Below are 11,504 nucleotides of genomic sequence, written 5' to 3'. Positions count from 1 at the left end.
GCTCGTGGCGCTCATCGGGCCGGGCTCAGCTCGCCATCTGCTGCTGGGCCTTGGTGAGTTCGGCCCTGACCGACTCGGTGGTGACGGGCCGGCCCGCTGCCGCGTCGGCGAAGAGCTCCTTGACGGCGGTGCCGACGGCGGTCTCGAACTGGGACTCCTGCGGGACCTGTGGCAGCGGGGCGGCGCTGGTGCCGAGGGTGGTGCGCAGCACGGTGAGGTCTTCGGTGGCGAAGGCAGGGTCGCTCTGGGCGGCCTTGACCGGCGGGATGGAGCCGTAGGTCTTGTTGAGGATCTTCTGTTCCTCGTCGCCGGTCATGAACTTCACGAACTTGAGGGAGCCGTCGATGTTGTCGGTGTTCTTGAAGACGGCCAGGTTGATGCCGGCGACCATGGAGTTGGTGTTGCGGCCGGTGCCGGGTGCGCCGCCGGCGGGGACCGGGACCGGGGCCACCCCCCAGTCGCCCTCCTTCATGCCGTGGCTCTTGAAGGAGGAGGCGGCGCTCTGCCACAGGACCATGGCGGTCTTGCCGTGGGCGAAGTCCTGGAGGGACTGGTTGTGCGCGTACTCGGCGTTGCCCGGCGCGATGATCTCGTCCTTGGCCATCAGGTCCACGTACTGCTTGACGGCGTCGACGGCGCCCGGGGAGTCGAAGGCGGGCTTCCCGGCCGCGTCGAAGAAGTCCGCGCCGTGCTGCTTGGCGAGGACGAAGACCTGGTGGATGTTGTTGGCGAGGTTGCCCCCTTCGGCGCCCAGCGCCCACCTGCCGTCCTTGGACAGGCTCCGGCCGACCGTGACCATCTCGTCCCAGGTGGCAGGGGGCTTCGCTATGCCCGCCTCCTGGAACATCTTCTTGTTGTAGTAGAGCGCGTACGACATCGAGTAGAGCGGGACGGCGGCCGGGTCCTGGCCGGCGGTGCCCGCCGAGCCGATGGCCGACTCCACGAAGCGGTCCCTGCCGCCGATCGCGTCGAAGTTCTCCGCGTCCCACGGGAGCAGGGCTCCGGTGGCCTGGAGGGAGGCGGACCAGGTGTTGCCGATGTTGAGGACGTCGGGGCCCTGGCCCGAGGCGGTGGCGGCGAGGATCCGGTTGAGCAGGTCGGACCAGGGGACGACTTCGAGCTTGACCTTGATGCCGGTCTGCTCCTCGAACTTCTTCAGCTCCGGGCCGAGGGTCGCCTGGTCCGCTGCCAGGTCGGGGCCCTGGTTGGAGGCCCAGTACGTGAGCTCCTTGGGGGCGGCGTCGGAGCCGCCGCCGTTGTCCGCGGTGCCGCCGCAGGCGGTGGCACCGACGGCGAGCAGACAGGCGGTGACGGCGGCAGCGGCGGCTCGGGTTCTGCGCATGGCGGATCGGCCCCTTTCGGCAGGGTCGGGGGAAGGCCGGCGGGTGGTCCCGGCTCGGGCGCTTCGCGGGCGCTCACCACGCCAAGGCCTTAATTCAGGACGTGAGTTAAGCCTCGCGAAAGGGTCGCGTCAAGGGGTCCCGCACGGGTATGTTGCGAGCGACGACAGGGCGGACGGCAGGACGGAAGGAGCCAGATGACCACAGGGCGTGGCGGCCGTACGGTGCGGGACCTGCGGCGCGGCAACCGCAGCGCCGTGCTCCAGCGGCTGTACTTCGGCGGGCCGATGAGCCGGCAGGAACTCGGGCCCGCCACCGGGCTGAGCTCCGGTTCCGTCAGCAACGTGGTCGGCGAACTCGTCGAGGACGGACTCCTGGAAGAGGCGGGCATCGTCGACTCGGACGGCGGCCGGCCCCGCACCCTGCTGCGCGTGGCCCCCGGCAGCGCCCACATGATCGGGGTCGACGTCGGCGAAACCCGGGTACGCGTCGAGCTGTTCGACCTGGCGCTCACCGAACTGGCCCGCGCCGAACTGCCGTTGCAGCCGCGCGGCTGCTACGACGTCGGCCCGATCGTGGACCACGTCCGGGCCGGGATCGCCGCCGTCCTGGCCGAGGCCGGGGCCGGGACCGAGCGGCTGCTGGGCGTCGGCGTCGGCGTCCCCGGCATCGTGGACCGCGAGGCACCGGGCGGAGCGGTCGTGCACGGACAGACCATCGGCTGGGACGCGGTGCCGCTGGAGGCGCTGCTGCGCGCGACCGGGGCCCTGCCGGACGAGGTCCCGTACCTCATCGACAACGGCGCGCGCACGCTCGGCCAGGCCGAGATGTGGTTCGGGGCGGGGCGCGGGGCCCGGGAGGCCGTCGTCGTCCTGTTCGGCTCGGGCGTCGGCGCCAGCCTGATCACGGACGGCTCGCCCGACGGGGGCACGACGGAGGGCACCCCGCTGGAGTGGGGGCACCTCACGGTGTCGGTACGGGGACGGCGCTGCCGGTGCGGGGCGCTGGGCTGCCTCGAGGCGTACACGGGAGCCGAGTCACTGCTGGCGCGCTGGGCGGAGCGGGGCGGGGGCTCGGGCAGGGCGGTGGACGAGGAGGAAGCCCTGTCGGCCCTGCTGGCGGCGGCGGTCGAGGCGGATCCGGTGGCCCTGGAGGTCCTGGAGGAGACCGCGGAATACCTGGGCGCGGGCCTGTCGGACGTCATCAACCTGTTCCGGCCGGAGCGCATCCTGATCGGCGGATGGGCGGGCCTGCTGCTGGGCCCGCACATCCTGCCCGCCGTACGGGAGCACGCGACCCGGTACTCCCTGCGCCATCCCGCCGACCGCGTCAGCATCGGCCTGGGCTCCCTGGGACCGGACGCGGTCACGGTCGGGGCGGCGACCCTCCCGCTGTCGGCCTTCTTCGCCACGGGCGGCCGCCGCACACCCCCGCAGCCGCAGACCGAACCGCCGGGCTGGCGCACGGCCCTGGAGTTCCGCGGCGGGCCGGCGGCCCGCCGGGGCTGAGCCGACGGCGCGGGCCCCGGCGGGAGCGGCGGACAGGCCAGACCGGAAAGGCGGCCTGGAGGCCGGCCGCCGGTCGGCGCCGTCGGCGATCCGGCCGAGCGACTCGTCCGGATCGAGGAACACGGCCCACGGCTCGGTGCCCGCGGCCTGCGCGATCCGGCCGGCCAGGAGGTCCTCCGGTCCGGGCACCCGCTTGCCCTTCCACACCTTGTCGGCGGTGCTCACCAGCAGTTCCTCGACGCTGACGCCGGGCGCCGTCCAGGTGGCGTGCGTGGCGGCGAAGCGGGACTGATCCTCGGTGAAGCCGTGCGCGAGGAGCAGTCCCGCCCGGCGGCCCCGTGTGCGCAGCCGGGGCCGCTGAGCTCGGCGTTGTGCACGGCCTTGCCCACATCGTGCGTGGCCGCGCCGAACAGCAAGGCTTCGCGGACCAAGGGCAGGCCCGGGCCGTACGCGGCGAGGCAGTCGACGAGTTCGCCCGCCACGTCGTGCACGAGCCGCAGATGCGCCGGGCGGCAACGCGCGCAGCGGCGGGTCCGCGGGGGCGTCGAGGGCACGGGAGAGCGCATCCGATGGGGGCATCGGGCCAGGCTGCCGGGCCCTGCTGCACCTGCCGGGGTCACTCGTACTCCGTGCCTCCCTTGCGGGTGAGGTACGCCGGGCTGACCGCCTTGGCGATGGCGCGGCCGCCGACCACCGGGCTGTGGCGTTCCGCCGCCGGGCGGATCACGACGCCCTCGCGCAGGTGCACGGCCCGGCCGGACACCGTCTCCCGGCCGCTGGCCAGCCCCAGTACCGCGTCGAGTTCGTACGGGCCCTCGAACAGCCGGGGCACGAGCGGCAGTTCGCCGTCCTGGAGCAGCTCGTGCGGGTCCAGCCAGCGCACCTGCCCGTCGATCTCCGCGGACACGTCGAAGACGGCGTACCCCGGCCCCGTGGCGGCCGTACGCGCATCGGTCCCGTACCCGAGGTCCTGGACGCCCGCCCCGTACACCTCGCCGAAGACGCCGATCCGGGTCGCGCCCAGCCGGGCGGCCAGCTTCGCGGCGACCTCCGGGACGCCGTGGCCGCGTACGGCCCGCCAGTAGAGGTTGCGGGCCTCCTCCTTGAGCGCCAGCCCCTTGGAGCCGAAGCCCTTGGAGGAAACCAGCACGCGCTCGCCGTCCGCCACGTACGTCAACAGGCAGGCCGTGCCGTGGAGTTTCTCGGTGAGGACGACCGGCTCGCCGGGGTCGAAGAGGTGCGGGTAGCGCTGGAGGTTCTCGATGTCCACCCACGGCAGCAGGTCGGGCGCGGCCTCCACCTCGCCGTTCATGGTCGTCGGGACGGGCGGCGCCCACTTGGTGATCCCGAGCAGCTCGGCGAAGTCCGCACCCTGCTCGGCCGCCTGCGCCAGGTCCACGGCGGCCAGCGCGCGCGGCCGGCACACCAGCCCCTGCGAGAGCTCACCGCGCAGCCGGACGGCCTTGACCCGGTCGGCGGAACCGCCCGCCAGGCGGCCGGTCAGGCCGAGCTCCTCGATCAGCTCGGCGGGCAGCACGGCCTGTTCGGGTATGTACACGGCGAACTCGCCGGTGCGGTAGGCGCCCTTGGCGACGACGGCGCGGTAGAGACCCACCTGGGCCAGCTCCAGCGCGTCAGCGTTCGGATGCTCGTGGACGGTCAGCTCTTCGGCGGTGACCCGCAAGGTCGACATGTGCGCAACTCCTCGGATGTGACGGCGTCGTGTGCGACGGCGTCCACTCTGCGGCCCGCCATTTTGGCTGGTCCAGCCGATATCGCGGTGCTAGCCTGACCCGCCCGCCACCCCGGCGGGTCAGCCTCCGAAGGCCGCCCGGGTGGCCGGGCCGTAGACGCCCGGCTGGTCGCCCTTGATGTCCCGGTCGCGCTGGAGCTGGGCGACCCCGCGCTTGGTCTGGCCGTCGTAGACGCCGGTGACGTCCACGTACGTGAACCCCTGGCCGCGGAGCCGCTCCTGCAGGGCGCTCACCTCGGGCCCGCGGTCGCCCATCCGCAGCGTCCCGGAAGTCCCCGCCGACTGCTGCCCGGCCGAGGCGCTCAACGGGGGCGCCGAGTTCGGCGTCCGGCTCGCGGACGGGCCGGCCGACGCCGGGGGCACGGAGGCCCGTACGGACCCCTCCTGCGAGGGTTCGTCGCCTGCGGCAGGACTGCGCGCCGGGAGCATCGGAACGGACAGCTCGGGCGGCGTCACGGCCCGCTCGGGCCGCGGATCGGGGCCGCTCAGCAGGAACACCAGCCCGCCGGCCGCACCGAGGACGAGCAGGGCCAAGGCCGCCAGCGGGAGCCGGCTGCCGCGGTCCCGCCGGGCGGTGCGGGCATCGGCAGCGCCGGTGGCCGCGGCCGCCCGCTCGGGGTCGTCCCCGCGCCGCCCCTCGGGGGCGGGGAAGGAGACGGGGACGGGCCCGGTGTGGGGCCAGGCGGGCGTGGTCGCCCGGTACGGCCGCCCGGAGGGTGCGACGTACGGGCTTACGAGCGGGCGGTCCCCGGGGACGCTTCCGCTCTCATCGGGATGGTGGGACACGGTTGTCTCCCCGGCATGGGTGGGGGCCGGCGCGGCGGTGCGGTGTCGGCCCCCACCCGGCCGGTCAGGCCCTGCGCCGCCGCGCGACCAGGACCGTGCCTGCAGCGGTACTCGGCACGAGGGCGCCTCCGGTCGTCATGGGGTCAAGCGAACAGCGGACCGATCTGAACATGTGAGACGTCTCCGAAGTGCAGCTCATGCGGTGGTTCTCGAGTGCTTGATCGGCGCACTCTTTCCTCCTGGGAGGGCCCGGGTCAAGCCGGCTGTCCGAACTGCCCCATCCGTCCGGTCTACCCATCAGCAGCGGTAGCCCTCGGCATCCGGACCATCACGGTGAGGCCGACCGTGACCGCGGCCACGAGCATCAGCGCGGCCCCGGTGAGCGGGGCCGCCGCGGCGCCGATACCGTCGACCGCGAACCCGCCCGCCAGGGCGCCCGCCGCGATGGCCAGGTTGAACATGGCCACCATCAGCGAGGTGGCGGCCTCGGCCGCGCCCGGCGCAGCCTTGATCATCCAGCTCTGCAGGCTCACCGAGACACCCCCGTACGCGAGCCCCCAGGCGAGCAGCAGCGCGGTCCCGGCGGCCGCTCCCGGCAGGGTGGCGATCAGCCCGAGGACCGCCGTCAGCGCGGAGCTGATCACGAGGACCGCACGGTACGCATCGCGCGCCCCGGCCAGGAAGTTGCCCGCGACTCCGGCCATTCCGTAGCCGAGGAGCAGGGTGCTCACGTAAGCGGCGTCGATGCCGGACACGTCCTGCAGGACGGGCCGCACGAAGGTGTAGGCGGCGAACTGTCCGGTCACCACCAGGAAGGTGACGATCACCCCGGCCCGGACCCCGCGGTTCCCGCGCAGCAGGGCGGGCAGTTCACGGAAGGTGACGTCCCGGGCCGGCGGCAGCGGGGGCAGCAGCAGGAGCAGTGCGGCCAGTGCGAGGAGACCGAGGGCGCCGACCGCGCCGAAGGCGGTCCGCCAGCCACCGAGTTCGCCGAGCAGCGTGCCGGCGGGCACGCCGAGCACCGAGGCGGTGGGGACGCCGCCGAAGACGAGCGCGGTGGCCCGGCCGACGTGGCGCTCCGGTACGAGCCTTACGGCGAGCCCGCCCGCCAGCGCCCAGAAGCCGCCGACGCCGACCCCGACGAGCAGGCGCGCGGCCAGCAGCACGGCGAAACCCGGGGCGACGGCGGCGGCCAGGTTGGCGGCCGCCATCACGGCGATCAGCACGCACAGCACGAGCCGCCGGTCGAGCCGGCCGGCGCCGACGGTGACGAGAGGGGCGCAGAGTCCGGCGACGAGCCCGGGCACGGTCACCATCAGCCCGGCGGTGCCGTCGGACACCCCGAGGGCGTCACCGACGGGGGGGAGCAGGCCGACGGGCAGCAGTTCGGAGGTGATCAGGCAGAAGATCGCGAGAGCGACGGCGAGGACCGCCGCCCAGCCCTTCCAGGGCGCGGGGTACGGGGCGGGCGGGAGCGGGTCAGGAGTCGGTGCGGTATCGCCGGGCGCGTCGGCTGCGGTCATGGATCGGTACTCCGTACGGTCCGTCGGGATGCGAAGGCAGGGCAGGCAGCGCGGCGTACCGGGGTCGCGCCTCCCCGGCACTCGCACTGTCGTTCCCGTCCCCCGGCAGACTACGGAAATTCCCGGTCCGGGCAATCGTTTCGGCAGCCGGGGCCGACTGCGGGCCGGCTTCCGGGCCACGTCACCCGGACGCGTGAGCGCGGGGGCCGGCCGCCCGTGCGGTACGGCATGGTGGTCGGATGCAGTTACGCCGGGCCCTGCCCCTGTCCCTCGTCGCGCTGCTCGCGAGCAGCGGCTGCGTCTTCGTCGGCTCGGACGCGGATCCGGCCCCGGCGCCCGGCACCTCGGCGCCGCTGGACGCGCGGGATCCGGCCGGTGCGTCGCCCCCGGCCGCCGTCCCCGACCTGCCGCCGCCCCTCCCGGCGTCCCGGCCCATGCCGCTGGGGCAGCTCCCGGGGGCGGACCGGGAGCCGGACCCGGAGCGTCCGCCCGCCAGGGCCGCCCGGCCGCCCGCCGCGCGCACCGCGAAGCCGCCGGCCGCGCCGCGCCGGGCGCACCCGCCCCAGCCCGTACCGCCGCGCAGCCCTCGGCAGGGGGCCGCGCTGCCCCGGCCGGACGAGCTGTGCGCGGTTGCCGAAGGCGCCGTACCGCCGTCCATCGTGGACCTGTGCATCCGGCAGTATGGCCGCTGACCAGCAGGTACCGCTCAGGACTTGACCCTCACCCCGTGTCAGGGCCTGCACTGGAAGGCGTCATGTTCACCATCGGAGACTTCGCCAAACACGGCCGGGTATCGGTCCGCATGCTGCGACACTACGACGCCATCGGACTGCTGCGCCCGGCGCGTGTCGACCCCTCCAGCGGCTACCGCTACTACGAGGCCGGGCAACTCGCCCGCCTCAACCGTGTCATCGCGCTCAAGGAGCTCGGCTTCAGCCTGGACCAGGTGGGGGCGATCCTCGACGAACGGGTGGGCGCGGAGGAGCTGCGCGGCATGCTGCGGCTGCGCCGGGCGGAACTGGAGTCGGCCATGGCCTCAGCGGCGGCCCGGCTGACCCAGGTCGAGGCGAGGCTCCGGACCATCGAGAGCGAGGGATCCATGTCCACCGTCGACATCGTCGTGAAGAGCCTCCCGCCCGTCCGGCTCGTCGAACTGACCGGGGTCGCGGCGAGCTACCAGCCGCAGGACGTCGGGCCGGTCATCGGCCCGCTGTACGAGGAGCTCTGCCGCCGGATGGAGGCCGCCGGGGCGGTCCCGACCGGACCGGGGACCGCGTACTACGAGGACGCGCCGGGCGCGGAGGCGGGAGCCGTCCTCGTCCACGCCGGGCTGCCGGTGGGGCCCTCGGTCCGCGCCGAGGATCTCGGTGGTGCGGTCCGGGTCGTCGAGCTGCCGGGGGTCGAGCGGGCCGCGACCGTGGTGCACCGCGGCCCGATGGACCGCGTCCTGCCCACCGCCCAGGCCCTCGCCCGGTGGATCGACACCCACGGCCACCGCTAGTGCTGTGGCCGGAAAGGTTTGCCGGGGCGCGGCGTCCGGTGCGGTGCATCGCAAGGCGGAGGGCCGCGGCTCGTACTGGACGTACTTGCGCGGTCCGGCAACGCGGCGAGGTGCCGTGCCGGGCGTCGCGGCCCGGTGAACCTTGCCGGTCACAGCACTAGCCGACCGGCGCACGATCATGCGGCGCGGTCCCGGGTGGCGCCGGCGGGGCGGCGGCCGGTGCGGACCGCGGCGCAGCGGCGGGCCGTGGTCCGGCGGGCGGTGCGCAGTCGGCGCATCGTGGCGTGGCCGCGCCGGCGCCACTCGGCCCGGGGCAGGCCCGCCCGCTGGCCGCCGTTCGTGATGAGGGCGTTGACGGGGGTGTGCGGGTCGGCGGCCATGCCCTTGGCCACCAGGACGCCGACCACGAGCGGGACCAGGGCGACGGCCAGGGCCGAGCCGGCGGTGGTCACGTGCTGCATGCGGCGCGGGCGGGGCGCGGTGCGGGCGGCGGTGGCGTCGAAGGTCATGCCCCTATTCGATCAGCGGTGGGGGCGCGGGGAATCGGCGCGGATACTCAGCTCGTTGGGTGTGAGGTACTCAGACCGAGGGAGGGCGGTGGGTGGTGACGGCACCCGGGCAAGGCTTCGAGCCCGCGACCGGCGACGGACCGGAACGGCCCGCCACGGCAGCGCGGGAGGCCGGCGTCCGCACGGCGTACGAGGGTCTGCTGCAGATCCGCCGCCTGGTGAACGGCCCGGCGGGGACGGCGGTTCCCGCCCCGTGGGAGCTGCGGCAGATGCCGCGCGCGGTGGCCCTCGTACTGGAGGCGGCGGGCATCACGCCGTCGGCGGTGGACGCGGAGGGGCGTCGTACGCGGACGGGATACCGGGTGGAGCCCGGCCCGTCCGGGTCCGGAACCGTGCACGTGACCTGGCTCGGCCCGCCGGGCGGCGGCGCGGCCGAGGCCGAGCAGGAGCGCCTGACGGCCTGCGCGGCCGCGCTGGAGCCCCTCGGCTGGGTCTGCCTGCTCTACCGGGGCCCCCGCCGCCGCCGCTTCCTGGAGGTCGAACCCCTGCGCTGACCGCCCCGGCGCCGTGCCTACGGCCGACCGGCCACGACCGTGCCCCCGCCGAGAGCGACGCCCTGGTCGAGGGTGAGCAGGACCGGGTCGACCTCTTCGCCGCGGGCTCGGGCGAACTCCCGGGTGCGGCCCGTGACCGTGAACCCGCACATCGCCCTCACGCGCAGCCATCCCGCATTGCCGGCCACGGCCGCGCCGTACAGCGGGCGGACGGGCTCCGGCTGCGCCAGTTCGGCGAGCGCGTGCCTGACGAGGCCGCGCCTTCCGGTGCGCGCACCCGATCACGCACGTCACCTCGCGCTCCTGCGGCGGCCCGGACACCGCGGGCGCCAGATCACCGTCGCGCACCTCGCGCACCTCGCGCAGGACCGTCCCCGTCCGGGTACCCCTTCTTGCCGGTCATGTACGGCCCCCCACCCTGACCCGGGCGCAGTACTCCCTTCTGCGTCGCAGTCGTCATCGTCGGGTCGTCACCGCCCGGCCGGCCGGGACACCAGGGGATTCAGCCGTAGCGCTCGGCCAGCGCGGCGACCGTGTCGGCGAGGGCCTGCCGGAGCTCGGGCGGGCCGAGTACCTCGGCCTCGGCACCGAGCCGGAGCAGGTCGCCGACGGCGACGGCCTGGGATTCGACCTCGAGGTCGACGCGGATCCAGCCGTCCGGGTCCGCGGGGTCGGCCGGGACGGCGTCGGCGAGCGCCCGTGCACCGGCGGCGCCGAACTGCATCGGCAGCAGCCTGCGGCCGCGCGGGGACAGCAGCAGCCGGGCGGTCCCCTGCCGGGTCGCCTCCTCCATCCGGCGGGCGGACTCCGCCCAGTACGCGGCGAGTTCGAAGCCGGCCGGGCGCTCGAACTCCTCGTCCGCGGTGTCCACGGCCAGGAACCGCGAGACCCGGTAGCTGCGGACGCGCCCGTCGCCGGCCTGCGCCACCAGGTACCAGATGCCGCCCTTGAGGACGAGGCCGAGGGGGTGCAGCGGGCTCCCGGCCCGCTCCGCGCCGCTCCAGCGGCGGTAGTGGGTGAGCAGGACGTGCTGGTCCCAGACCGCCTGGGCGATCTGTGCGAGGTGCGGGACGGGGTCGGCGTCGCGGAACCAGGCCGGGGCGTCCAGGTGGAAGCGGTCCTGGAGCCTGCGGGCCCGGTCGGCGAGTGCGGCGGGCAGCGCAGCCTGGAGCTTGAGCTGGGCGGCGGCCAGATCGGCGCCGAGGCCCAGCTCCTGCGCGGGACCGGGCGCACCGGCCAGGAAGAGGGACCCGGCCTGGGCGTCGGTGAGGCCGGTGAGCCGGGTGCGGTAGCCGTCCATCAGCCGGTAGCCGCCGGCGGGACCGCGGTCGGCGAGGACCGGGACCCCGGAGGCGCCGAGCGCCTCGACGTCCCGGTAGACGGTGCGGACCGACACCTCGAGCTCGGCGGCCAGTTCGGGTGCGGTCATCCGGCCGCGGTTCTGCAGCAGGAGGAGCAGGGAGAGGAGCCGGTCGGCGCGCATGGGGCCATTGTGTCCGGGACTCCCGGATTCCTGACGGAGGGTGTCAGGTATACCGGAGAGGCTGTTCTCACGCCGGAGGGACCGAGCCCGCCCGGCCGTGAACCAGGAGGTCCGCCCATGCCCGCCCGTACCACCGCCCGTACCACCGGCCGTTTCACGTTCGCCGACTGGGAGGAGCAGCCGATCGGTTCGGCCGGGTCGACCCCGCGGCTCGCCCGCTCCACGGTCGTCAACTCCTTCGCGGGCGGGATCGAGGCCGGGGCGACCAGCGCCGGCTACACCTTCACGTACATCGAGGAGGGCGCCGGCTCCTACACCGGCATGGAGCTGCTGTCGGGCACCGTCGACGGCCGCGAGGGCACGTTCGTCATGGAGCAGCGCGGCACGTTCGACGCCGCCGGCACCCGGTGCACGTTCGAGGTGGTCCCCGGCTCCGCGACGGGCGAGCTGGCCGGGCTGTCGGGCTCCGGCTCGTTCACGTACCGCAAGGGCGACGCGTCCGTCCCGTACGAGTTCACCTACACGGTGGCCTAGGCAGGGCCGGGCA

At 74.7% G+C, this 11,504-nt stretch carries 12 protein-coding genes; 5 read left to right on the top strand and 7 right to left on the bottom strand.

The genetic code is table 11. The features are described from left to right. Positions 1-25 precede the first annotated feature (25 nt). Complete coding sequence (locus IF09_RS0114395; RefSeq protein WP_030295603.1) at positions 26-1,342, bottom strand: ABC transporter substrate-binding protein; 1,317 nt, start codon at positions 1,340-1,342, stop codon at positions 26-28. A gap of 195 nt (positions 1,343-1,537) precedes the next feature. Between IF09_RS0114395 and IF09_RS0114390 the strand changes: the two genes are divergently transcribed. Beyond that, entirely contained in the window at positions 1,538-2,848 is a 1,311-nt protein-coding gene (locus tag IF09_RS0114390; RefSeq protein WP_030295601.1) for an ROK family transcriptional regulator, read from the top strand. Between the two features lie 616 nt (positions 2,849-3,464). Here the strand turns inward: IF09_RS0114390 and IF09_RS0114380 are convergent. The 3 genes from IF09_RS0114380 to IF09_RS0114370 form a co-directional block, all read right to left on the bottom strand. Further along, positions 3,465-4,541: an RNA ligase (ATP) gene (locus IF09_RS0114380; protein ID WP_030295598.1), complete on the bottom strand. Its 1,077-nt coding sequence runs from the start codon at positions 4,539-4,541 to the stop codon at positions 3,465-3,467. 120 nt (positions 4,542-4,661) lie between these two features. Continuing rightward, positions 4,662-5,387, bottom strand: a complete 726-nt coding sequence (locus IF09_RS41710) for a peptidoglycan-binding domain-containing protein (protein WP_030295597.1) — start codon at positions 5,385-5,387, stop codon at positions 4,662-4,664. Between the two features lie 290 nt (positions 5,388-5,677). Then, complete coding sequence (locus IF09_RS0114370) at positions 5,678-6,910, bottom strand: MFS transporter (RefSeq protein WP_078613247.1); 1,233 nt, start codon at positions 6,908-6,910, stop codon at positions 5,678-5,680. Between the two features lie 239 nt (positions 6,911-7,149). On the opposite strand from IF09_RS0114370, the gene IF09_RS0114365 reads away from it, so the two are divergent. Both IF09_RS0114365 and IF09_RS0114360 read left to right on the top strand, forming a co-directional pair. Then, positions 7,150-7,602: a hypothetical protein gene (locus IF09_RS0114365; RefSeq protein WP_030295593.1), complete on the top strand. Its 453-nt coding sequence runs from the start codon at positions 7,150-7,152 to the stop codon at positions 7,600-7,602. Positions 7,603-7,664: 62 nt separating this feature from the next. Next, positions 7,665-8,411 carry a MerR family transcriptional regulator gene (locus IF09_RS0114360; RefSeq protein ID WP_030295591.1) on the top strand — a complete coding sequence of 249 codons (747 nt, stop codon included), beginning with the start codon at positions 7,665-7,667 and terminating at the stop codon, positions 8,409-8,411. A gap of 176 nt (positions 8,412-8,587) precedes the next feature. Here the strand turns inward: IF09_RS0114360 and IF09_RS0114355 are convergent, their stop codons facing one another. Further along, positions 8,588-8,920, bottom strand: a complete 333-nt coding sequence (locus IF09_RS0114355) for a hypothetical protein (RefSeq protein ID WP_030295589.1) — start codon at positions 8,918-8,920, stop codon at positions 8,588-8,590. Between the two features lie 92 nt (positions 8,921-9,012). Between IF09_RS0114355 and IF09_RS0114350 the strand changes: the two genes are divergently transcribed. Beyond that, entirely contained in the window at positions 9,013-9,474 is a 462-nt protein-coding gene (locus tag IF09_RS0114350) for a hypothetical protein (RefSeq protein ID WP_051832444.1), read from the top strand. 17 nt (positions 9,475-9,491) lie between these two features. Here IF09_RS0114350 and IF09_RS45605 read toward each other — a convergent pair whose 3' ends face one another. Both IF09_RS45605 and IF09_RS0114340 read right to left on the bottom strand, forming a co-directional pair. Then, the gene (locus tag IF09_RS45605) at positions 9,492-9,662 is read right to left on the bottom strand and encodes a hypothetical protein (RefSeq protein WP_158709965.1); all 171 of its coding nucleotides are present in this window, start codon (positions 9,660-9,662) and stop codon (positions 9,492-9,494) included. Positions 9,663-9,976: 314 nt separating this feature from the next. After that, complete coding sequence (locus IF09_RS0114340; protein ID WP_030295586.1) at positions 9,977-10,957, bottom strand: helix-turn-helix transcriptional regulator; 981 nt, start codon at positions 10,955-10,957, stop codon at positions 9,977-9,979. 117 nt (positions 10,958-11,074) lie between these two features. Here IF09_RS0114340 and IF09_RS0114335 point away from each other — a divergent pair, with 117 nt between their 5' ends. Beyond that, on the top strand, positions 11,075-11,491 hold the full coding sequence (locus IF09_RS0114335) for a DUF3224 domain-containing protein (RefSeq protein ID WP_030295584.1): 417 nt from the start codon (positions 11,075-11,077) through the stop codon (positions 11,489-11,491). The last annotated feature ends 13 nt before the right edge of the window (positions 11,492-11,504 follow it).

The sequence above is a fragment of the Streptomyces katrae genome (genome assembly GCF_000717655.1).
Taxonomy (GTDB): Bacteria; Actinomycetota; Actinomycetes; order Streptomycetales; family Streptomycetaceae; genus Streptomyces; species Streptomyces katrae_B.
Note: the sequence above shows the minus strand (reverse complement) of the source record. Positions and strands in the feature narration are given on the sequence as shown.

What these genes read in the sequence shown, in the direction of transcription:
- IF09_RS0114395 (WP_030295603.1), bottom strand. Translation starts at nt 1,342, where the DNA reads ATGCGCAGAACCCGAGCCGCCGCTGCCGCCGTCACCGCCTGTCTGCTC.
- IF09_RS0114390 (WP_030295601.1), top strand. Translation starts at nt 1,538, where the DNA reads ATGACCACAGGGCGTGGCGGCCGTACGGTGCGGGACCTGCGGCGCGGC.
- IF09_RS0114380 (WP_030295598.1), bottom strand. Translation starts at nt 4,541, where the DNA reads ATGTCGACCTTGCGGGTCACCGCCGAAGAGCTGACCGTCCACGAGCAT.
- IF09_RS0114370 (WP_078613247.1), bottom strand. Translation starts at nt 6,910, where the DNA reads ATGACCGCAGCCGACGCGCCCGGCGATACCGCACCGACTCCTGACCCG.
- IF09_RS0114365 (WP_030295593.1), top strand. Translation starts at nt 7,150, where the DNA reads ATGCAGTTACGCCGGGCCCTGCCCCTGTCCCTCGTCGCGCTGCTCGCG.
- IF09_RS0114360 (WP_030295591.1), top strand. Translation starts at nt 7,665, where the DNA reads ATGTTCACCATCGGAGACTTCGCCAAACACGGCCGGGTATCGGTCCGC.
- IF09_RS0114355 (WP_030295589.1), bottom strand. Translation starts at nt 8,920, where the DNA reads ATGACCTTCGACGCCACCGCCGCCCGCACCGCGCCCCGCCCGCGCCGC.
- IF09_RS0114340 (WP_030295586.1), bottom strand. Translation starts at nt 10,957, where the DNA reads ATGCGCGCCGACCGGCTCCTCTCCCTGCTCCTCCTGCTGCAGAACCGC.
- IF09_RS0114335 (WP_030295584.1), top strand. Translation starts at nt 11,075, where the DNA reads ATGCCCGCCCGTACCACCGCCCGTACCACCGGCCGTTTCACGTTCGCC.